Origin of the sequence: Reichenbachiella sp. (assembly GCF_039944555.1) — a bacterium.
GTDB lineage: Bacteria > Bacteroidota > Bacteroidia > Cytophagales > Cyclobacteriaceae > Reichenbachiella.
Map to the genome: position 1 here is coordinate 617,624 of NZ_JBDUYN010000008.1, position 22,487 is coordinate 640,110.

Annotated in this window: 16 protein-coding genes and 1 pseudogene; 3 read left to right on the forward strand and 14 right to left on the reverse strand. The window is 40.2% G+C overall.

Annotated features, from left to right (window positions below):
• Nucleotides 1-112 precede the first annotated feature (112 nt).
• The 3 genes from ABJD64_RS16325 to ABJD64_RS16335 all read left to right on the forward strand — a co-directional run bounded on the left by ABJD64_RS16325 (nucleotide 113) and on the right by ABJD64_RS16335 (nucleotide 5,005).
• Nucleotides 113-1,216, forward strand: a complete 1,104-nt coding sequence (locus ABJD64_RS16325) for an AI-2E family transporter (protein ID WP_348183428.1) — start codon at nucleotides 113-115, stop codon at nucleotides 1,214-1,216.
• An 80-nt stretch (nucleotides 1,217-1,296) separates the two neighbouring features.
• Nucleotides 1,297-2,274: a hypothetical protein gene (locus ABJD64_RS16330; protein ID WP_348183430.1), complete on the forward strand. Its 978-nt coding sequence runs from the start codon at nucleotides 1,297-1,299 to the stop codon at nucleotides 2,272-2,274.
• A 4-nt stretch (nucleotides 2,275-2,278) separates the two neighbouring features.
• Complete coding sequence (locus ABJD64_RS16335) at nucleotides 2,279-5,005, forward strand: CHAT domain-containing protein (RefSeq protein ID WP_348183432.1); 2,727 nt, start codon at nucleotides 2,279-2,281, stop codon at nucleotides 5,003-5,005.
• Here ABJD64_RS16335 and glpX read toward each other — a convergent pair.
• The 14 genes and pseudogenes from glpX to ABJD64_RS16405 form a co-directional block, all read right to left on the reverse strand.
• Nucleotides 4,991-5,947, reverse strand: a complete 957-nt coding sequence (gene glpX, locus ABJD64_RS16340) for a class II fructose-bisphosphatase (protein ID WP_348183434.1) — start codon at nucleotides 5,945-5,947, stop codon at nucleotides 4,991-4,993. The two genes, ABJD64_RS16335 and glpX, sit on opposite strands and share 15 nt — an antisense overlap.
• Before the next feature lie 152 nt (nucleotides 5,948-6,099).
• Complete coding sequence (locus ABJD64_RS16345; RefSeq protein WP_348183436.1) at nucleotides 6,100-6,600, reverse strand: hypothetical protein; 501 nt, start codon at nucleotides 6,598-6,600, stop codon at nucleotides 6,100-6,102.
• 106 nt (nucleotides 6,601-6,706) lie between these two features.
• Nucleotides 6,707-7,369, reverse strand: a complete 663-nt coding sequence (locus ABJD64_RS16350; RefSeq protein ID WP_348183437.1) for a hypothetical protein — start codon at nucleotides 7,367-7,369, stop codon at nucleotides 6,707-6,709.
• Nucleotides 7,362-7,868, reverse strand: a complete 507-nt coding sequence (locus ABJD64_RS16355; protein ID WP_348183439.1) for a hypothetical protein — start codon at nucleotides 7,866-7,868, stop codon at nucleotides 7,362-7,364. The genes ABJD64_RS16350 and ABJD64_RS16355 overlap by 8 nt, the downstream gene beginning before the upstream one ends.
• Entirely contained in the window at nucleotides 7,858-9,012 is a 1,155-nt protein-coding gene (locus ABJD64_RS16360) for a hypothetical protein (protein WP_348183441.1), read from the reverse strand. Before ABJD64_RS16360 ends, ABJD64_RS16355 begins: the two co-directional genes overlap by 11 nt.
• The gene (locus ABJD64_RS16365) at nucleotides 9,012-10,946 is read right to left on the reverse strand and encodes a secretin N-terminal domain-containing protein (RefSeq protein ID WP_348183443.1); all 1,935 of its coding nucleotides are present in this window, start codon (nucleotides 10,944-10,946) and stop codon (nucleotides 9,012-9,014) included. The genes ABJD64_RS16360 and ABJD64_RS16365 overlap by 1 nt, the downstream gene beginning before the upstream one ends.
• A gap of 5 nt (nucleotides 10,947-10,951) precedes the next feature.
• A complete protein-coding gene (locus tag ABJD64_RS16370) occupies nucleotides 10,952-12,367 on the reverse strand; it encodes a GspE/PulE family protein (RefSeq protein WP_348183445.1) in 1,416 nt (471 codons plus the stop codon).
• A gap of 438 nt (nucleotides 12,368-12,805) precedes the next feature.
• Nucleotides 12,806-13,225: a type IV pilin protein gene (locus ABJD64_RS16375; RefSeq protein ID WP_348183447.1), complete on the reverse strand. Its 420-nt coding sequence runs from the start codon at nucleotides 13,223-13,225 to the stop codon at nucleotides 12,806-12,808.
• Between the two features lie 181 nt (nucleotides 13,226-13,406).
• Nucleotides 13,407-14,546: a type II secretion system F family protein gene (locus ABJD64_RS16380; protein ID WP_348183449.1), complete on the reverse strand. Its 1,140-nt coding sequence runs from the start codon at nucleotides 14,544-14,546 to the stop codon at nucleotides 13,407-13,409.
• 6 nt (nucleotides 14,547-14,552) lie between these two features.
• Nucleotides 14,553-14,990: a type II secretion system protein gene (locus ABJD64_RS16385; RefSeq protein ID WP_348183451.1), complete on the reverse strand. Its 438-nt coding sequence runs from the start codon at nucleotides 14,988-14,990 to the stop codon at nucleotides 14,553-14,555.
• A complete protein-coding gene (locus tag ABJD64_RS16390) occupies nucleotides 14,983-15,330 on the reverse strand; it encodes a hypothetical protein (protein WP_348183453.1) in 348 nt (115 codons plus the stop codon). Before ABJD64_RS16390 ends, ABJD64_RS16385 begins: the two co-directional genes overlap by 8 nt.
• The gene (locus ABJD64_RS16395) at nucleotides 15,318-16,553 is read right to left on the reverse strand and encodes a hypothetical protein (RefSeq protein WP_348183454.1); all 1,236 of its coding nucleotides are present in this window, start codon (nucleotides 16,551-16,553) and stop codon (nucleotides 15,318-15,320) included. Before ABJD64_RS16395 ends, ABJD64_RS16390 begins: the two co-directional genes overlap by 13 nt.
• Nucleotides 16,550-17,122 carry a hypothetical protein gene (locus tag ABJD64_RS16400; protein WP_348183456.1) on the reverse strand — a complete coding sequence of 191 codons (573 nt, stop codon included), beginning with the start codon at nucleotides 17,120-17,122 and terminating at the stop codon, nucleotides 16,550-16,552. Before ABJD64_RS16400 ends, ABJD64_RS16395 begins: the two co-directional genes overlap by 4 nt.
• Before the next feature lie 135 nt (nucleotides 17,123-17,257).
• A pseudogene (locus ABJD64_RS16405) lies at nucleotides 17,258-22,487 on the reverse strand (hypothetical protein); the annotation flags it as partial.

A 22,487-nucleotide genomic window follows, 5' to 3' on the forward strand; every position in this document is an offset into this window, starting at 1 on the left:
ACTTTGCAATGACAACGATTTTTTGATGAGGTAGGGTAAAAATTTTACAATATCTTTAGAAATTGAATGCCCCAGCAACCAGTTCAATCGTAACACTAAAACTGCTTATAACATGTCACAAAAATCTGATAAACAAGGTCCCGATCTCGTCAAAATTACCTATCTCCTTATTAGCCTGATTGCAGTAGTCGTAATCCTGGTTTACACAGAAGAATATGTCATTCCTTTCATCATAGCCATGCTGGTTTGGTTTATCATTCACGAAGCACGCGAATATCTGGTAAGGATTCCATTGGTTCGGGACAAGTTTCCGGTGTGGGTACAGAGCGTGATCGCATTTCTGTTTATCAATGTAATCGGATTTATCATATTGGACATGCTTTATATTAACGTGTCTCAGCTTACTGAGAATATCGACAACTACGAAAACAATTTTGTTGTGGCCATGCACGAACTTAGTGATGTGACAGGCATGGATGTGGCTTCTCAAGTGAATGACTATACCGAAAAAACTGATTTTACCGATATTATTTCATCTATGATTGATACGGCGACCACCTTATTTGGAGATGCTTTCCTCATATTGATCTATATCATTTTTCTTCTTATAGAAGAAACCATATTTGATAAGAAAATGGAGGCTTTTTATCCATCTGAGGATGTAAGAAAAAAGAAATTTAGTCTGTTGAATAAAATGGACAGGAATATTGGTCAGTATCTTTTACTCAAAACATTTGTGAGTTTTATTACAGGTATATTGAGTTACGTGGCTTTATTGGCATTTGGAATCGAAGCTCCCATATTTTGGGCCATGTTGATTTTTGTATTGAATTACATACCTACTGTTGGTTCCCTGATTGCTACACTCTTTCCTGCGGTTTTTGCAGTGTTACAGTATGGTGAGCTCACTCCATTTGTTTATATCTTAGTTTCTGTTGGCACCATTCAGGTCATCGTTGGAAATATAATAGAACCTAAACTCATGGGTAATTCTCTGAATATGAGTCCGTTGGTGGTGATTCTTTCGCTTACCATCTGGGGTGCTATATGGGGAGTAATGGGAATGATTCTCAGTGTCCCAATTACAGTAATGATGATCATTGTATGCGAGGAAATTCCAAGTTTAAAGTTTATTGCCATTGCCTTGTCAGAAAAAGGAGATGTAGCTAGCGATTATTCATTAGACCATGCAACTGAAGATTCTGCCGACAATTGAGCAATGCTAATCGAAAAAAAATGGGGACGGTGTCGGAAAAGTGTTAGTACTAGTATACAATATTTAAATAAATTCGAGCTATGAAAAGAAGAATCCATAAATGGGAAGTTCTGGTGATGCTATTGATCTTCTTAGGGGCTGAGAGGGTAAATGCACAAGGATGCAGCGATGCTGGATTCTGTACCATGGGTGCCATGAAGCCTGATCAGGCCTTCAATAAAAAGGTCGAACTCAAATTACGATCTATCGAAGTGAGTTACTACTATGGTGAATCAACTTCATCCCCTATTATTAACGTTGCCAATTTAGATGCCTCCTTTTCAATTACTAACAACCTTGGATTTCAAATTAAGTTACCGTATCAATGGGTAACGGGAAATTTTGATAATACCTCAGGAATGGGAGACATTTCACTTAGCGTAACCCAGCGATTGTCCAGCAGCGAAAAATATGATATCAATGCGACTGTTGGTATGAAAATTCCCAGTAATGACGCAAACCTGAAAGACAGTGGGTCCAAACGTCCATCATCTAAGGGCCTGCCACTCCCTATGTACTATCAAACGAGTTTGGGTAGTTACGATTTTGTAGCCGGCGGATCACTAATAAGCTCTGAGTGGCTCGTTGCCGCAGGTATCCAGATGGCACTTACTGCCAACAGCAACGAATTCTGGAGAGGAGAATGGCAACCTCCCGTCTATCCTAGTTCAGAATATGTAAGTACATACGACAATGCCACAAAACTGAAACGGGGTACAGATATCATGATTCGCGTCGAACGTAATTTTAGATTCTCCAACTATAGCTTCAATATTGGGTTACTCCCTATCTATAGAATTACCAAAGATCGGATAGCAGACCGTACGACTGGAGAGTACAAAAAGTTGGAGGGGACTACAGGTCTCGCATTAACCGCCCTTACTAGCTTCACTTACTATTTCGATGTAAGCAATAATGTTAAACTGTCGTATGGTAAAAAGTTAACAGATCGAGATGTAAACCCTGATGGACTCACAAGAGATCAGGTATTTATTGTAGCATATGGCTTTAGATTTTAATTCTATGAGAAAGAAAATATTAATTCTAACCATTTCTATCCAGTTTGCTTATTGCCTTTCCTGGGCTCAGGAAGTAACCGAAAATCAAACCTACCAAAAGGCTGAAGCTCATTTTGAGCAGGGAGAGTTCAAAATGGCTCTAGACAACTATCAATCTGTTTTTGAAGCTTGCCAGAGCCAAAATGATCACAAGGGATCTGCCCAATGCCAAATAAAAATAGCTGAAACCAATGTACGACTAGGGAACGCTAAAGCTGGTTTAGAAATATGTAATACCATAGAAGGCAATCTAAAAAATCAATCGCTGCTGCTGGCAGAAAATTATAGTGTAAAAGGAGATGCTTATCTCAATCTTGGTAGGAATGGTGAAGCGATCGAGGATCTTTTAAAAGCTCAAAATCTTTTTCAAACCGCAGGCGTGACGGCTTCCAAGGAGCAAGCCAATTGCTACAACGATTTAGGTATTGCTTATTGGAACAACGGGAATACGGATTTGTCTCTCCAATATCTTCAGAATGCTCTTAATATCAGAAAACAACTTTACGGGCAAAACCACCCTGAAGTCGCAGACTCATATAATAACATTGGACTGGTCAATGCTGATGTCAACAGCTTCGCTTCCGTAATTTATTTTAACAATGCATTGAAAATTTATCGATCGATTTATAACAATAACCATCCAAAAATCGCCCTAGTGCTAAATAATCTCGCCCTGCAGTATGATACACAAGAAGACTATACGCAGGCTTTGGACAATCTTCAACAGGTTTCAGATATTTGGGAAAATTTGTACAAGGACGATCATCCAAGTAAGGCGTTTGCAGCTTTTAGTATCGGAAATGTATATTATCATCAAAAAGAATACGACAAGGCTCTCACATATCAAGATCTGGCGCTTGAAATGTACACCCGACTTTACGGCAGCAAGCACCCTGAAATTGCCAATATTTACAATCTAAAGGGAGATATTTTTCTCAAACAAGGAGAGTATAGAGCATCTATCGAAACCTTTCAAAGGGCGATCTATGCCAATTTATCAGATCAGAAACTCACAGATATATACCAAAACCCAAAGCTAGAAAGCTACTACAACGCTGACATCCTGCTTAGCTCACTGAAACAAAAATCAGATGCATTTGAGAGTTTTCATTATAATAAGACATTAAAATTTCGGGACCTAAAAGCCGCCCTGGAGACACTCGAGGTAGCTGACAAGTTGGTCAGCCATATAAGACAAATTAGATTAAGTGAGAAAGATAAAATCTCGTTGAGTGCCCGAGCTTCAGAAATATATGAATCTGGTGTATCTCTGTCTTATCAAATGAGTCAGGTGGTATTCAAACCCAGGCCCTATTTAGAACAAGCCTTTTACTTTGCAGAGAAAAGTAAATCAGCAGTTTTGCTTTCTGCAATTCAAGATACCAACGCAAAACAATTTTCAGGAATTCCTTCAGAATTGATTACTCAAGAAAGCGAAATTAAAGCCGACATAGTACTACATGAACAATTGCTCGCCACTAATCAAGACCCAAGTCAAGAAGCAGAATTGAAACAGACACTTCTTACACTTAACAATAAATACAATGAATTTGTCAGACAATTAGAAGCTAATTACCCCAACTATTATAATTTAAAATTCAATGTAAAGCATGTGGAGTTACAAGCGCTTCAAAGTGCCCTAAATGTCAATACTGCGTTAATCACTCATTTTATTACTGAAAACAGGGTTTATACTTTTTTCATCACATCAGATGACTATGAAGTGCACAACGAACCTAAGGCCGAAGATTTTGATAAGCAAATTCTAGGACTTAGAAACTCCATGAAGTATGATGTCAAAAAATCATTTCTAGGTACGGCTCAACGTCTTTACGATGAGCTGTTTCCGATGAAAATAAAGAGCAATGTCAATCAATTAATTATTATCCCGGAAGGAAGCCTTTCCACCATTCCTTTTGAAGCGCTGATTACCGATTCAAATATCGAGGAAGATTTGAGCTATAAAGAGCTACCATACTTAATTAGAAAATATAATGTGAGCTATGACAACTCGGCTACATTATTCGTTCAACGCAAAAAAGAAATAGAAGCCTACCAGGGTGCTACCGAAGACATTTTACTTATCGCTCCAATAAACTTTAGTGAGACCCAATATCAAGGTCTTCGAGGAAAATTAAATGACTTGCCGGGATCTAAAGTAGAAATTGATGAAATCAAATATCTATTCAAGGCCAATGAAAGAGAGGCTGATTTGTTGACAGAAGCTAATGCCACCAAGGCCAATATTGCCAATGAAGAAATCAAACAGTATAAGTACATTCATTTTGCCACACATGGTATGGTAAATGAATCAGAGCCAAATCTGTCAAGAATATTTCTGCAAGATGGCAGTTTGTATTCCGGAGACATCTACAATATCAATATTAACGCTGACCTGGTCTGTCTTAGCGCATGCGAAACCGGGCTTGGTAAAATTTCTAAAGGTGAGGGAATTATAGGTTTATCAAGGGCATTGTTATACGCTGGCGCGAAAAACCTGGTGGTTTCCTTATGGACCGTGGCAGATGAATCCACTTCTAAACTAATGATTGACTTTTACAACAATCACCTTTATTCGTCTACTTACAACACCTTCAGTGGAGCACTGCGTAAAGCCAAATTGGCATTGATCAATGGCGACCAATACAGCAGGCCATACTACTGGGCACCTTTTGTCCTAATTGGTGAATAATGTATACAGGTTTTTTTCTATGTGACCAGCTTCAGGCCCAATTATCAAATGGTCTATGAGGAATTGGCTATTCATAGTTGTTTCGGGTTCCTTCAGTAACACCCCTGACGTAACTCCCGCTGCCGCAAATACAGCCCAATCTGCTTTGACCAAATCTTTAAGGTAAAGAACCTGATCGATGTCTTTTTTTTCTTTTATCAAAGTCAATCTCTCATCTTCCTTCTGAGGAGCAAGTTGGCCCTGCATGTCTCCGCCTAATGCAAGTACAGCTGCCGCAGAAATAACGGCTTCTGGTGCCCCACCAATACCCATCAAGGCATCCACTCCAGTATTCGGCATGAGGGCCAAGATAGATCCAATTACATCTCCTTCGGGATGCAAATCAACTTTGGCACCACAGGCTTCAATTTCTTTTCTTAGTTCCACGTGGCGTGGTTTGTCAAGCACGTAGACCACCAATTCTTCAGTTTTCTTACCACAGGCCCTGGCAATAGCTTGTAAATTTTCCGAAGTAGTCCTGCTGATGTCTATCACACCTTTGGCTTGAGGCCCAACCACAATTTTATTCATATAATAGGCACTTCCTGCATCCCAAAAGCCACCTCTATCCGTCGCTGCTACAACCGCAATTGCATTTGGCATTCCTGAAGCCATCAACGAAGTCCCCTCTACAGGATCAACCGCAATGTCCAACTTAAGTCCACTCCCGTTACCCAGTTCTTCTCCTACAAAAAGCATAGGAGCTTCGTCCTTCTCACCTTCACCAACTCGAACGATCGCATCCATTACAGCCTCTTCAAAAGCGGAACGCATGGCATCCACAGCTGCCTGGTCACCGGCTTCTTTTTCTCCTGTTCCCACAAATTCTTTGGTCATTAAGGCAGCACTACATACTACGTGCTTTAAATCTGCAATCAATTGCTGTCGTTCTTGCTCAATCATATCTCAAAGCTAAATGTTCAGACTGTCCTAAATGAAGATTTTGAAGAGATTAAATTAGAATTTGTACAATTCTTGAACAGTAACAGATATTCATGACTTCTCTGTAGTCATTCCCTACAGGCTAATCCTATGCAGACAGGTAGTCAAATATTTTAGGGCTTTAGTTTGATGACGAAATTGGCCCCATTATAACTCACCATAATGCTATCCGTAAAAACTTTTGTTAATGAAATATTTTCCTTTACTTCTCCTTCCATTAGAAAATGAACAACGTCTCCAATTTCGACGATCGCCATCTTCTTTTTTGTAGTTGCCTTCATCACAAATCCTTGATAACTAACCTCAACAGGTAACTTTTGAGAAATAACGGGAGGAGGCTTTTTTTCAAGGTTCTTTTTCCCCGACAAAACTTCCTTTTTTATTGTGTTCTTAGCCAGGGTTTGATTTTTCAGAAATGGATCTCTGAAGTCAAAGGTGGGAGACCAGATGGCTTCCTCCGCTTCAATGAGTTGAGCTTTTGTGGCAATTTTAATTGGTTCAATTTCTACGTCATGCGCTACCTGATCATATATACGATATCCGATCATAGCCCAAAGTGCAATTACCGCAGCAATTAGTAAAGGAAGGTATTTTTTATTGTTTACTATTTTCATAGGTCTACTTCAATATGAACTGGAGAATTACAATACTAGCCCTGGTCAACATAAGTTTGAAGGCATACCAGGACGACCTTTATGGATACTGCCCTTCTTACTATCTTTAAGGGTTAGCAACTACAAACGCGTTCGAGGAGCCGTCGGACTCCGAATATTTATTGGTTGCAGTCACCTCCCATTCGTATGTTCCATTCTCCAGATCCAATTGATGTTTGTTATCAGATATTTCGCTATCAAATACAATTTCCAGTGGTTCCCTTAGGGACGGAGTTGCCACAAGCAGGTGATATGCTGTTGCCTTTTCTACCTCTGACCATGTAAAAATCACCTTCCCACTACTCCAAACTTGGTTGCTCGTAGGTGAAAATAAGGTAACTACTTCTTCGGTAAGGTCTAAAATTTGTGAAGAATCAGGCACGCTGAAACTCCGTATTATGGATGATGTGAAATAGGCCGAATTCGACGCTCTTATTGACCATTCATAATCACCAGGCTCAAACACAACATTATGTCCGTTGACCTCACCAAAAACGGTATCCAGGGCAACACTTTGAATTTTACTAAACCCAGGACTTACAACAAATAACTCATAATTTGTAGCACCCTCTAGCAACTCCCATCGGAACGTCAATTCTCCCGTTGGAACAACAACGGAATCAGAGGGAGCGATGACCTGCAGTTCATCAAGGCTAATGTCCTTTTCGACAACAATTCCACAGGAAAACATAATTAGTAGTACTATAAAAATCCCATTTTTTTTATTCATGAGTTCCTAATTTTTGTAAAAAAATCTTTAGGTGCAAAGTCTTTATTTTGGTTTTTTTATCCAATATGACTAAGAATTCAGAGGACATGATTCGTCCGGCATAGAAGTTCATTTCCAAATCATTGAGAACCCTGCAAAGGTTATTAAAATTGCCACTTATTGTGAGTATATTCAGTTCAGATCCTGAAAACCGCTCGCTTTCGAGCTTATTCAAATCCACACTATACTTTCGTATCATTCTACCAATTTCAAGAATCATCAGACGATCATATTCCAGTTTTTGAATAGTCTTATAGGTTGAATCCAACGTGGTATGCCTGCTTTTTAGCTTATGAAGATTAACATCGGCTCTATGGACCCTTCCTTCTTTATACGACTGCACTGCCTCATACGCTTCGAAGGTTTTTTTAAGAGAGGTGTTGTACCCAAGTATTGCAATCGAGATGAATCCAACTAGCAGAAGGTATGTTTTATGTTGATAGGATAATTTATTCAACATCTGGTACCTCCAGTCTTAGATTAAAAATGTACTTGCCTTCTTTTTTTTCAATCTCTTGCTTCAGTATTTTGAGTACCCATGGATACTTTTTCAGATCACCTACCCATTTAGAAATATCGGCTACACTTCTAGTTTCACCATTGATCACAATCCAATTTCTTTTGATTAATGAGTTTTGTCGATTTGAGGAGGAAACTTCGATCGGAAAGACCTTCATACCGATCAACAAAATAGATTGTGGTAGTTCTCTTCCTAATTCGACGGCATATTTAGAAATAATAGGCCTACGATTGGTAATATTAAGCACGGACTCAAGGCTTTCTATGTCCTCTTCATATTTGAGCGCCGCATCAGCCAGGATCTTATTGCTCTGATGACGTCCCTCTAACTCAGTCTTAGTACTGTCAAAATATAGGAATAATATGGCACTGCCTAAAAACACGGCAAGTAAAACTACACTGCCATAAACGAAGAGTTTTCTGAAAAGAAGTCTAAACGTAAACTCAATGGCAGCCTCATAGATACTACTCATGCCTCTGTTGATATCTGAAAGGAAATACTCGAAAGAGGTTAAATAAAGAAGTAATTCATCTGGGCCAAAGGTCCTGTCGTTCCATTCTGCACTCTCATGGGATACCTCTTTTATCTGTACACCCTCATCCAGACGAGTAATCTCATAATTTCCTATTATCTGAACATTTTGTTCGCTTACCTTGCTCGCCCAGCCATAGGCCTTTACAGGTCCTAAAAAAATAGAGATAATGTTATGTTTCAGTTGATCCAGTTCAATCAAATGCTGCTCTAATTGATCTCTTCTGGCGAAGGCAAATAGGTGGGTTTCAGGATCTGATTCTATCAAAAATTCCTCGGGACTGAATAAGTTTGTATCCGCCTGACCGGATTGAACGGGTACAGATTGAGAAGCTATAGTAAGAACTATTGGCAGAGCTTCTTTTTGTTTCATATACCAGTCTGTAAACAAATCAACTGACTCAAATTTGATAACGGATTCCTTGAGAATCTCACCCTTTAATTCTTCAACTTGTAAGACACAAATATCTGTTGTAGTATCATTGAAAAGCCCGACAATAAGTACCTTTTTCTTTTTTAATGCCAGATATAGAAAATCATACAACCGTTCCATTAGTATACTATTGTTGGCTTGATGAAAACCAATAGCTTATTTGTGCTATTAGATTTACTTTTCTTGGAAAAGAACCATTTTATGATTGGTATCTTAGCAATACCTGGAAGTCCGCTCGAATTTTCAGAAACAGATTCCTGCTCCAGTCCACCTACAACAATCATTTCTTCATTCTTAATTCTAATTTTTGAATCGAACTTGCGAGTTGAATTCCCAGGAGGAGCGCCTGAGATGGTAGGGTCGATAAAGTCTGATGATTCAAAGGAGATATCCAATGTTACATCCTCATTGTACGAAACAAATGGCTTAATATTCAATTCCAGATTTGCTTCCACCTTTTCATACCGTGGAGTTGTTGTGATTATGGGATTGACGCCTCCCGTCACATTTTGAGTTTCGACTAAATAATAAACAGAATTACCTATTATTAAATTTGCTTCATGACCATTTACAGTTGATAACTTAGGCGTAGATTGAAGGTCCAAAAAATTGTCCTGCTCTAAGGCCTTTATGGTAGCGTAAAACTGTGGAGTAACTCTACCTAAGTTAATCACACCCCGTCGGTCAATATCATTCAAAAACTTGTTGATAGATGTAGAGCTTAGGGTCAAGTCTGCACCGGGCAAAATTGATCCCGAGGTAGACGGAATTGAGTCGGACAGCCCCGCTGAAATTCCAGTTTCAATCGAAGACCCTCGATTGATAACAACAACCATAACTTCAATAAGGACGTTTGCTACTGGCTTATCGATTTGATCAAGAAATCCAATCAATTTGTCAATACGTTGCTCACTTCCTGTTATGATCAATGAATTCAAATCAGAATACTCACTCACCTCCAATTCAGCTAAAAGAGACACAGGAATAGACTCAACCACACTTTCTACACTACGATTCTTAAATGTAAAAACCTGAGACTCATAAATATTTAAATTTTTCGGATCCCCGATCATATAGGTCCCACTATTTACTGAGAAACTAAAAGCCGGCGACGATGAAGATAAAGCTACAGACAAAAAATCCTCATAGCTTACGTCCATTAGGTGGCACTCCAATTGTCCCTTTGGCATTTCAAGGAAAAAATAACTTTTTCCATATTCTTTGCTTATCGTTTTAACGGACTCATACAGATCTGCTCCTGTCGCGTCGATACTCATCAAGCCAGCTGACTTGGTGCTTTTACTGAATACAAAATCAGCATTTGCTTGATTTCTAGATCCACTACTAGTAGATGACCTCCGTTGGGTCCCTCGTCTTTGATAACTTGACGTTGGTTTTGTTGCTGTTTTTGCCTTTGGAGTACTTTCTATGTCCTCTGAGTCGAAAGTGGATAAGTAATAAACATTATTTTCCCCCAGTTCTACGTGCAAATCGTTAGAGGCGGCAAACTGTCTCATGGCCTCAGAAAATGGCAGTTCTTCTATAAAGCCATGCACCACAATGTCCCTGGCTTCTCTACTCAGTACAATGTTGTAGTGTGTATGATCCGTTAGTTCTTTTGAGAAATGTTTCAGCGTATCTGAATCCAGATGAAAGGAAAGTTTATCATTAACCTGGTCATATTTAAATATGACACTGTTGTCTTGGGCTTTCGAATGGATAATGATGATGTTATTGAGAAATTTGATATCTAAGTTATAAGTTGAGCATACAAAGGCCAGGAGCTCTGCTACATTAACGCCTTCAAAATTATTAGTAATGGTATACTGAGGGATACCATCCAAACTTAAATTCAGTTTATGTGTCTCTGCTATTGCGCGCAAAAACTCCTTTAACGACGTATTTGAAACTGATATATCGACACCGTGCTTGAGTGATGGAATTGAATCACTAAATGAATTGATATACCCCCTTAGAGAATCAACTTGTTGATAAGATTGTGCATGCAGATTTAACTGAAATACAAGCAAGACCGGAATAATAAAATATTTCATTCAGCTTATAAGAGTAGTGGCAGCACCTCTTCCAAGGAGGTCTTGCCTTCGTTCAACAATTTTATTGCATTACCCTGCAGGGTATCTAGTCCAAACTTGTTCAGGTATAGATTAAGATCGAATTTGGGATCCCTATAGCTGTTCATCAAATCGGGTGTGTTCGGAATTATTTCATAGATAGCCTTTCTGCTTGAATAACCTGTTCCTAAACAGGCAACACAACCTTTGGGCTCGTAAACATGCGTCAGCTCACTACCAACTAATTGCGGCGGATAAGTTGGATTATTTACTTTCACTTTACATTTTTCACAAAGTGTTCTTAGCAATCGCTGTGCAATACCAGCATTAAGCGTATCACTAAGTAAATACTCAGAAATCCCCATCTCCACAAGTCTGTTGAAAATTCCAAGGGCTGAGTTGGTATGAACCGTACTAAAAACCAAGTGTCCGGTAAGGGCAGCTCGTGTCGCCATTTGGGCTGTTTCTACATCTCTGATCTCACCTACCATCACTATGTCCGGATCCTGCCGAAGAAATGTACGCAACGCCTGTGGGAAGCCTAGTCCTATTTTCTCATTGAGCTGAACCTGGTTGATACCTAAAAGTGTATATTCTACAGGGTCTTCAATAGTTACTATATTTACGTCTTCCTTATTTAGCTCCTTCAATGTGGCATATAAGGTTGTCGTTTTCCCTGATCCAGTTGGTCCACTTATCAGAACCAGGCCGTTGGGTTTTGATATTATACTTCTAAAAATTTCAACTTCTTCAGCACTCATTCCCAGGTCGCTAATGTGAATGGCTGAGGAGTTTTTTTCCAGAATTCTTAGAACTACTTTTTCTCCATATAATGTGGGTAAGACAGAAACCCGTAAATCAACGTCAACTTCACCTTTTTTGAAATTGATTCGTCCATCCTGAGGAAGTCTCTTTTCTGCAATATCAAGATTTGCAGATATCTTCACCTTATTGACCAATTCAGGGTAACTATCCAAATTCAGATTGTATCGTTCTACAAGATGTCCGTTGACCCGGAATCTTACTCTGGCTCGAGTTTCAAACTTTTCTACATGAATATCACTAGCCGCCAAATCTTTCGCCTCAATTATGAGTTGTTCTAAGAAATTATTCTTATCTATTTTGTGAGAAAAGTTTTCACTTTGATCTTTTGCGCTACCATAATACTTTGAGAGGGCAACCTCCAATCTATCCTTGTCGATTAAAACAAAGCTTATCTCTTTGCCTAGAAATACGGTTAGGTACCTTTTTGTCTCTTCATTCTCATTCTCTCCATACAATACCAATGATCGCTCTTCCAAAAAGTGAGGCACAATTTTATACTCCAAGGCTATGTTCTTTGGAATTACCTGACGCAGGTCGGCATCCATCTTTTGGTCGCTATTTATGTCGAATTTTTTCAATTTATTGTAGCAAAAGAGCGGGGATCAAAGTCAATGTCATATAGCCCAATAATGGAATACTTTTTTCCTTGGGTTTTAGAATATTCACGATAAGGATGTGCAGGCCTAATGAGGTGATTAATGCAATGACAACCCAAATCAAAAAATGATCAAAATAAAATAACAGTCCTGTGAAGTATAAAAAAATTACATCTCCAGCACCAATCGCATTTTTAATCTCAACCTTTGCCTTGCATTTAATTAATAAAAAAGATACGGATAACAGGATGGTTAAGTAAGTCATATTAAGAATCATTTCTAACCAGAAAAGAGAAGAGTTCGAAAATTTAATTAAGCACAAAAGCCCAAAAAGGACCAGAAGAAACAAATTTACTTTTCTGTATTTAAAATCTTGAATGGCCAAGAAGATAGCCACGAATGAAATTCCCAGTTGGAAAATCAATCTTTTACAATTTCATTAATATTCCCCTCTTGATTTATTTCCCATACGTTGAACACACCATCACCATCGAAGTCAATCACAGCGGTAGCGCGTGCTAAATAAGTAGTCGGGGAAGAATCCACAATCTCAATTAAATAATTAGCATTACCCGGATTTTCCGAATCAGTGCTAAGCCTTTCACCCTCAAAGCCAATATCATCTAGCAATGCACCAAAACGGGCATACTCATAGTAGTATGATTTCTGAAGAGTATGAACATGTTTCAGTGCTTGCTTAGCTTCCAAACTTCTTGTCTTCGAAATAAGCGGCATCAAAGAAGGTAAAGCAAGCAATATCAATATTCCTATAATGACAAGAACCACAAGCAATTCAGACAAGGTAAATGCTGCGATTTGTTTGTTCAATCTATCTCTCATTTTTCGATGTAAAATCTGACCGGACGCCAAATTTATACCTATTTAAATTGGTTAGCAAATAATGGAAACACACCATTTTAAGATCAAAGTCACTGTTTTTTCTCATGATTTAAAAGAAAATTTAAGTTGATAGCCTAGGCTAATAATTTATCACAAATAACCATGTATTATATATGTAAGATTATTCCGGAAAAGACATCTGGGTTGAAATCTCAAACATAGGTAAATACATGGAAATCAATATCACACCGACAATTGCGCCCAAGACAATTATGAGTATGGGTTCCAGGACTGTGTTTAATATTGCAGTTTGGTGCTTCATTGCCGTTCTATAATCTTTGGACAACTTCTTGAAGAAAAACTCCATTCGGCTACTCTCTTCACCAATCTTAATAAAGGTCTTAAAATTGTTATCAAAGAAACTACTTTTTTCTATCGACTCGCTGTAGGTTCTACCTTTAATCAAATCCCCTATCGATTTTTGTATGGTCGATTTCAAAACAGGGCTTCGAAACATAGAAATGTTCATCTCTAGAGCACTTGCTAATGGTACTTTGGCTCCCAATAATAATGACATGCTATTGGCAAATTTTGCCATTACAGACTGATAGGCAAAAGTGCCTATGATCGGAATTTTTAACCATACGCCTTCAGAAAGACCATAAAACTTATCCCCTTTTAATAATCGCTTCAAAGCAAAAATTAAAGGCAGTAAAATCACAAATAAAATTGATATGTTCTCTCTGAAGAAAAGTGAAATATCAATCACTTTTCTGGTGAGAAAGGGCAACTCACCGCCGAATCTTGAGAACACACCTTCAAACACCGGAATAATAAAAAAAATCATAAAAAACACTGCGCCGATGGCCGCATTAATAATGAGAATTGGATAAGAAATAGCTGAGATCACATCTCTTCTTTGGGCAATTTTTTCCTCAAAGTACTCAGCCAAATTCTCAAGCACCTCAAGAAGGCGACCTGACCCCTCTCCTATCTTTATACTATAAATTTCATAATTAGAGAACTTTTTAGTCTTATCCATTGCCTCATGAATAGAGCTCCCTTTCTGCAGTGAAGTACGTAGCTCAACAATTAGTTCTTTTGTCTGTTTCAGGGGAGTTTGAGCAATCAAATGGCCTAATGCAGAATCAATATCTACACCAGCCTCAATTAACACATGCAGCTGTTGATAAAAAGCGGCCTTCTCCTTGTTGGCAAACTTTGATTTGAACGATATATCCTTGTTCCAAAAAGAAGTTTCACTTTTCGGGTTAGTCGGCTGTGCCTGTCTTGTCTGTTGCTTTAGAGTGGATATTTTCAAGACAATTTATTTAATTGAGGTTAACCACATTTCTCTATAGGCTGATTTGACTTTTAGTCTAACTGTAGCCTGTTGTTCAAATAAGTCAATTTTGACATCCCAATAATCCTTGTATCGAATAACTGTTCCCGGTAGATTAAATATCTGCCTATTGAGCTGATCGATTCTTTCAATTGACTTACCATAAAATCGATATTCAATACCCGAAGGGGCTAAGTTAATTCTACGTCCCGATACAGTCATCTCTCTACTGCTTCCAACATCGTTGAGCAAGATATATTCTAATCGATCAAAGGCTTTCAGCGTTTCTACTCGGTTTTGTAATCTTCGCTGATAAGCCGATACATTGGTATATAGAAGCATAGCGGCAGAAAGCAGTATCGATGCAAGAATCAACACTACCAAAAGCTCTACGATTGTATATGCGCCAACACTTCTACTCATACTGCAGTCGATTTAGTCTCACTTGAGATAGGTTCAAAGTATCAACAATTTCATAAGAAACCAGAAGCAAATTCGAATCAGTCTTATAAATGGATTTTTCAAAAAAAACCTGCTGCTCTTGACCAAATTCATAAGATAGTTCAAAGATTCCAGGTATGCTCGCCAAGGAATCCATCTGATTACGTGCCTTCGTTCTCATCAAAATATCCCGAGTGCTACTTAATGAGGCAGCTACATTTAAATAGACCACCATAGCAATCCCTGATAAGGCACTAATCATAATTCCTGATACCAGGCTTTCGATTAGGGTAAAGGCTCGTATTTTCTTTAATAAAGCCATTGCAATATCCCTTTTTTGTCCTTCATAAACCAACTGTTGGGCACCAGAAATCCTGAATCCAAATCATTTCTAAACGCCGCATTCATGACATAATTCTCAAAGATTCCGGAAAAACTATTAATCAAAAATTTTCTCGTAAGCACATGTCCGTTGTGCTCCCCAAAGGTAGTCAGATAGCCATTGCAATAAATGGTGCCATTGATTTCAGCTTGGTCTTCTACTGAAATTAGACGGTCTGTAAAATTATCCTCGGCGCCTGCCATAATGATAGTACCACTCACTTGTGCAGCCTCTCTGATCTCAATTGTAGCTGGTTTTTCGCTGTTTTCTACGAATAATACAGATGGATAAGATAGTTCTACGCCTTTCTCAACAATAATCGTATCTGAAGCAAAAAACTGACCTTGCCCTGTAAACCCCTCTTCAAAATGAATCTGATTGGCGCTCACAATGATATCCCTACAATGTGCCGACCTATCCAGAATAACTGTGCCTGAACTATTGATAAAAATATAACCCTCCATGGTATCCTCGAACCTATAATCACCTACCTCCATGACCATTAAGCTATCTGACCAAAAAGAATGAGAGACCTTATCCTTTTCAGAATACAATGCTGCGTGTGGCAATGAAGCTGCATATCTCTCAAATTCTTTAAATCTATCAACAGCAACCAAGGTTGGCATTTTTTTTTCACTTTTGCTGATGGTCCCATAAACAAGTTGATTTCGTGTGTACCCTATTCTATTGATATACGCCGATCTTACTTTTCCATCCGGTAAATAAACATCTCCTTGAATGTGTGTGTCACCGACCAGTTGCAATCCTTGTGATTGATCTTGCAGATAGATGACTGATCTTCCTTTGGCTGCTAGCTGACTACCCATCATGAATTTGCTTATCTTCTTTTGATGTCTGAAAAATGAATAGACCTGGTATTGGTCGTACAAACCCCAAGGTTGACGTGTAACCGACACACTGTCTGTACCATTGCCAAACAAATCAAACATATATTCCTCACCATAAGGTAGCTGATCTCCCTGAGACAAAACCCACTGTTCTGCGGACGACAAATTACCCAACAGTCTGATAGAGATTCGATTATTTGCTTTCTCAAGATTGGAGTAATAGGCGTACAGAATCAGCATCAACAACAACATCGCAACTACGATGGATACATAGATGGTAAAAGATAATACACCAGCCTTGAGACTATATCTCATGGTATTGTATCGACAGGTATTCCTTTCTTATATTTAATAGTCATCAATACGGTATCTTCACCATAATACTCTCGTAGCCCTTCCAGCCGGCCCTTGGTAAAGCTGCCTTTTTCAAGGATTTGACCCAAACTGTTTTGCAACAAGTATTCTCCATCCTTCACCCCTTTTTTGTACGTATAAACTTCCTTTATTTTCCCGTTAGGATACCACGAAACCCAGCGCCCAGACATCAGCCCTTCGTCAAAGGCACCTTTGGACATCACTGATTTATCCTTTTGATTGACTACTTTGTACTCACCATCCAGAAGCTTTCCTCCATATTGGCCCTGAGTCCGGGTAATCTTGTCAATCTTGAACCAATAATAATCTTTCGATAAATCCGTTTCAATCTTTTCGGGGTTTTCTGAAAGGTTAAATTGCACCAGTGAATCGCCCAAATCCAAGCTGATTGATTGATAATGTTTGAAAGTAAAATCCTCTTTGGGAGCGACTTGCTTAGGTTTACACGAAGTATTAAGCATTGAAAGAACTCCCAGACCAATACATCCAAATATTAATATTCTCATCATACTACAATTATACTAATTGCTGCCTTCTTGTGAAATTTAGCACTCTCATAAATAGTTGACTCATATTTATTATCAACATGCATCGAATCGTCCTATTCACAAATAGTCAGTTCCCTGACGCATATTCAGTTATTCTTACTCCAAGAAGCTAAGCTTCCCTTCTCCCTCGATTCGAACCTGACCAAGTACACCGCTCGACTGTTGAACTTTCACTTTTCCACGAACTTTAAGATCTCCATTTACAACTAATTCTGTCAATTGATCAGTTGCGTCGATGGTAATATCCGCACTGGTTGCAGCATGGTCTACCTGAATAATGTGGTTTTTAATATATATCACATCTCCGGCAAGTGGAAAACGTGCTGCAGGAGCACCTCCTTCTTCGTTGGACCAAACGTTATTATCATTCCAGCTACCATCAGCAATCGCCCAAAAAGTCCCGTTAATAATTTCACTTTCTTCAAAGGAAGCTACTACAATAGGTAGTTCACCTTTGTTCAGGGAGACGTCCATGACCAACTGCTCGGCTATCGGGTTGGCCGTGCTGTAAATCTCTTCGCCGTTTTTGTAGTACTTCACCTGATCTCCTACTCGACCTATTCGGAATATATCTCCAGGGTTGGTCAGTCCGTGAACCAGTCGCTGGCCTCCGTTCTCATAGATACGAACAATGCCGGTCGCATCCAGGTAAATGGCATGGTTGATCGTGTTGAAGTTCACATTTCGCTCCTGGCTCGACAAACCAATCATGTAAACGCTACCAATCTGAGTAATGACAAACTCGATAAAACCGTCAACTTCTTCAGCTAATAGATTATGTGAGGTAGCTCCCGCGTCCCAGGCCGTGGATGTCGTACTTTTCTGTAGGTGATTGTCAGATTCTACGCTGACATCCACCAGATCCTTCCAATCGATCGGTTCTCCCAAATAGTAGCTGGCCATCGCTGTGCGGCCTTTGCCATCTGCGATGGTCACGCTGTAGCTGCCTTCTGACTGACTGATGCTTGAGGTGGTCTCGCCACTGCTCCAGGTATAGCTGTAGTTGCCATCGCCACCGTAAACGGCCAAGCTGATGCTGCCCGGAGTAGAGGCACTCGCAGCTACTATCGTTGGGATCACTTCCAGCTTCGAATCGAAAGAACTCACCACGAGTGGTAGCTCTCCTTTGTTCAGGGAGACGTCCATGACCAACTGCTCGGCTATCGGGTTGGCTGTGCTGTAAATCTCTTCGCCGTTTTTGTAGTACTTCACCTGATCTCCTACTCGACCTATTCGGAATATATCTCCAGGGTTGGTCAGTCCGTGAACCAGTCGCTGGCCTCCGTTTTCATAGATACGAGCTATGCCGGCAGCATCCAGGTAAATGGCATGGTTGATCGTGTTGAAGTTCACATTTCGCTCCTGGCTCGACAAACCAATCATGTAAACATTGCCCGCTTCGCCAACTGCAAATTCTATGTATCCATCCTCATTGCCAGCCAGTATGTTGTAAGAGGTGGCACCTGCGTCCCAGGCCGCTGTAGTTGTACTTTTGATCAGATGATTGTCCGACTCAATGTCGATGTTGACTGGAGACTTCCATACCACAGAATATTTTCTCGCCGTTTCAATAAATAAATCATACAAGTTGCCCCCCGTCGCTGTATTTGATGTTACCGAAACGTAATAGTCTTGCCCGTCAATCAGCTCTCCGCTGGTCACTACCACGGTGCCTTCTGAATTGCCACTGCTCACACATTGCATTTGGGTAAAAGTGTTGCCATCGTAGGAATAAAGTGTCAAACTGCCTTGGCGGAATATATTCGCGCTTACTTTGGCATAGCTGCCTCCCGCTGTAAACTTGTGCCAACGATTCACTCCGGCACGACAAGATGAAGCTGGCTCGATGCCAGTTAGGCTTGCCATATGGTATTCATCTTCCAGGCTTGTCCAACCGTCAATATAAGGTATCTCAAGCGCCCCTTCCGGGTGATTGCTGTCTACGGTGATGTCTATCTCCATTTTCAGGTCATACACATTGGCCCCTGTAGCAGCATTCGATGTCACGGACACATAATAATCTTGTCCATCGATTAGCTCTCCGCTGGTTACTACCACGGTGCCTTCCGAATTGCCACTGCTCACGCATTGCATTTGGGTAAAAGTGTTGCCATCGTAGGAATAAAGTGTCAAGCTGCCTTGGCGGAATATATTCGCACTTACTTTGGCATAGCTGCCTCCCGCTGTGAATTTGTGCCAACGATTCACTCCTGCACGACATGATGAGGATGGTTCAACTCCGGTCAGGTTCGCCATATGGTATTCATCTTCCAGGCTCGTCCAGCCGTCAATATAGGGTATCTCAAGCGCACCTTCCGGGTGATTGCTGTCAAAAGTTTCAATCGATATATCATAAGTACCATTAACACCGGATTCATTGGTCCTCATAGAAATATAATAAGTCTGTCCAGCAATTAATTCACTATTTGACAGCACTATTTCTCCAGGGTTCTGAGCGTTTTTAAGGCAATTAATTTCAGACCAATGTTCTCCCTCAACCAATTCAGGCCAAGACCTTTGATCGCTCAATTCCGTCCAGATTGCTTCATCAAAAGACCAAAGTGTGAGAGCCATATCTGCATTGTTCACGTTGGCGGTTATCTTGATGTTGGAGGCGGTTGGCGTAAATTTGTGCCAGCGATTGGCTCCGTATAAATCGCAACTCGTTTTAGTCGGAAATGTCGTAGTTACATCTTGCATATCGTACAACTCGCTTGTCCACCCATTGACAAAGGGAATCTCTAAGGCTTCTTCCCAAAAATTACCGTTTGGATTCGTTTTGACTTTAAGTCCAAAGCTGCCACTACTCCCATACCACATGTTGACTGCTACAAAATAGGTTTTTCCTACCTCTAGTTCGCTATAAACAAATGGAGATGCAGTCGACAGAATACTTTTACAGCTCACAAGGGGAGTACTAAGTTCCTGAAACAAATCGATGTTCATCCAGGGATCTTCGAGTGAAGGGTCAAAGGTCAATATTATATTAGGATCCGTTGCTGTGAACTTAAACCACATATTCTTACGAGCCGGGCCACCATCAATCAATGGGCTACAAGTTGCTCGATCGTCAAAATTGAAAGTTTCAGGAGTATACGTGTATTTATCTACACTCCATCCATCCTGATGAGAGATTTCTATGGCTGTTTCTGGTGTATTGCCATTCGGAGTATTTTTAACGGTAAAGCCAAAAGTTCCACTGTTTTGATAATCAATATTGACTGCGACGTAATAAGTTTTACCGATCTCCAGTTCACCGTAATCAAAGGACGAATTTCCAGTGGTTATTATTTCACAACTCACCAATGTAGTCTCCAGGTTTTCTAATAGATCAATACTTACAGTATTTGCTTCAAGTGCTGCATCAAAAGTGAGCTCGATGAGTGGATCTGTCGCTACAAACTTAAACCACATATTTTTGTATGCTCTACCACCATTATTTGCAGGGTCGCAAGTAGAGGGTCCATCAAAAGTAAAGTCATCCATTGAATAAGTAGATTGATCTACATTCCATCCAAACTCATGTGGAAATTCTATGGCTGAGGTAGGTAGGTTACCGTTAGCCACTTCGACCTCAACGGTCTGGATGTAACTATACATTTCCATTTCCTTGAAAAGCGAGTTGGTAACTTTCAAACGATAATCTCCTGTGTGTCCATTCTGTGCTTCAATCGTGAGGGTAGCAGATTTTGTTCCTTCATATCCAGTTAATTCACCCTTAGGGTCATTGTCTGAAAGGTCCACAAACGCCTTTGCTCCGGCATCCCATTTTTGCCATTGGAATGCATTTTCAGTACCTGTAATTTCCTTGCTCAGATCGATCTCATACTGAATCCCTTCTTCCATTGCATGAGTTTCCACCTTGCCTAACACAGTATTCTGGTTGTCATAGGCCAGGTAAAAATATTTCCCTTCTAGCAAAGGCTCCAGGTCTCCAAATTGCAATTGGTTTTCGCTGACGTTTACCGAAAGACTTTCTCCTAGAAGTTTTGAAAGGTTAGGAATGCCTGTGAAGCCGTTTTCTCGAATGTCGACATTTCTTAACCTGGGCAGCCGAGCCAGTTCTGCCGGCAATTCTCCTGTCAGCTGATTGATAGGGACAGAAAAATGAGTAAGCTGGGTAAGATTACTGACCGATTTTGGGATCGTACCGATCAGGTTATTTTCTTTGAACCCGAGCATGTCCACATCGCCATCTGTTACATGGACACCTTCCCAGGTTGCAAAATCTTCACTTGTCACTTCTTTGGCATCTGGCCATCTTGAATATGGCCAACCCTTATTATCAGCCCATTTATCACCTCCCGTACTTTCGAAAAATTCTTTTAGCGCTAAGAATTCCTGATCATCCGGCACCAAATTTGCAGGACCGGCTTCCGGGGTGGTAAAACTATCTTGATAGTCATTGGGCCATTGAGACCATTGCCCATTACACTTAACTATACCCTTCCATCTAATGAGTTCATTTGTTGGTAATTTTTGAACCTGTACAGTAAATTCGGGACTGGCATCAAGTGTAACTGTACCCTCAGCTGTATTATATTGTATCCGATAAGATTCTGCCATAGCCAAGGCATCCCAGCTAAAATCTACAGAAATATCACCTCCATTATCAGGATCTGCAAAAGCGTTAGCCGTGTAACCGGTCATTTCACAGCTGGTAGCTCCTGCAGGAGTATCAAAAGTACTCTGCCAAGCCGGTAAGTCTTCCCAAGTACCTGTGCAATTGACTCTGACTCTCCAGCTATAGGTAGCGTCAGGAACTAAATTCACCAATCGAGCAGATGTGGTCGTCTGAGACAATAGTGAAATACTCAAATCGTTACCAGGGTGCCAGTAGTTAACCAAATAAGACTGAGCCTCGGGCACTTCATCCCAGCTCACGTCAGCCATAACTGAATTGGTAGATGCATCTATAAAAACGTTTGCAGTATGTCCACCGGCTACACAACTTGCTTCTTCAGGCGTGGTAAAACTACCTGCCCAGGCAGATGGCCACTGCGACCACATCTCATTACATTTTGGTAGAACCCGCCAACTATACGTAGCATTTGGTTGCAAATTTTCTATCAAGACTGGGGGAGAAGTGACCCCATTTACGATCAAAGCTGATTGTCCCGGTGTTGAATATTGAACTTGAAATTCTCCTCCAATGCTTAAATCATCCCAGTTCAAATTAGCTGAAACGGTTCCCGTAGCCTGGTCAACGAAAGGAGTTGCGGTATGACCTGATACTATGCAGCTTGCTGCATCAGGTGTGGTGAAACTTCCCGCCCAGGCAGACGGCCATTGAGACCATGCACCGTTACATTTAGGAACTACGCGC

Excerpts from the sequence above, each read along its gene's own strand:
- ABJD64_RS16325 (WP_348183428.1), top strand. The coding sequence starts at position 113 with ATGTCACAAAAATCTGATAAACAAGGTCCCGATCTCGTCAAAATTACC.
- ABJD64_RS16330 (WP_348183430.1), top strand. The coding sequence starts at position 1,297 with ATGAAAAGAAGAATCCATAAATGGGAAGTTCTGGTGATGCTATTGATC.
- ABJD64_RS16335 (WP_348183432.1), top strand. The coding sequence starts at position 2,279 with ATGAGAAAGAAAATATTAATTCTAACCATTTCTATCCAGTTTGCTTAT.
- glpX (WP_348183434.1), bottom strand. The coding sequence starts at position 5,947 with ATGATTGAGCAAGAACGACAGCAATTGATTGCAGATTTAAAGCACGTA.
- ABJD64_RS16345 (WP_348183436.1), bottom strand. The coding sequence starts at position 6,600 with ATGAAAATAGTAAACAATAAAAAATACCTTCCTTTACTAATTGCTGCG.
- ABJD64_RS16350 (WP_348183437.1), bottom strand. The coding sequence starts at position 7,369 with ATGAATAAAAAAAATGGGATTTTTATAGTACTACTAATTATGTTTTCC.
- ABJD64_RS16355 (WP_348183439.1), bottom strand. The coding sequence starts at position 7,868 with ATGTTGAATAAATTATCCTATCAACATAAAACATACCTTCTGCTAGTT.
- ABJD64_RS16360 (WP_348183441.1), bottom strand. The coding sequence starts at position 9,012 with ATGGAACGGTTGTATGATTTTCTATATCTGGCATTAAAAAAGAAAAAG.
- ABJD64_RS16365 (WP_348183443.1), bottom strand. The coding sequence starts at position 10,946 with ATGAAATATTTTATTATTCCGGTCTTGCTTGTATTTCAGTTAAATCTG.
- ABJD64_RS16375 (WP_348183447.1), bottom strand. The coding sequence starts at position 13,225 with ATGAGAGATAGATTGAACAAACAAATCGCAGCATTTACCTTGTCTGAA.
- ABJD64_RS16385 (WP_348183451.1), bottom strand. The coding sequence starts at position 14,990 with ATGAGTAGAAGTGTTGGCGCATATACAATCGTAGAGCTTTTGGTAGTG.
- ABJD64_RS16390 (WP_348183453.1), bottom strand. The coding sequence starts at position 15,330 with ATGGCTTTATTAAAGAAAATACGAGCCTTTACCCTAATCGAAAGCCTG.
- ABJD64_RS16395 (WP_348183454.1), bottom strand. The coding sequence starts at position 16,553 with ATGAGATATAGTCTCAAGGCTGGTGTATTATCTTTTACCATCTATGTA.
- ABJD64_RS16400 (WP_348183456.1), bottom strand. The coding sequence starts at position 17,122 with ATGATGAGAATATTAATATTTGGATGTATTGGTCTGGGAGTTCTTTCA.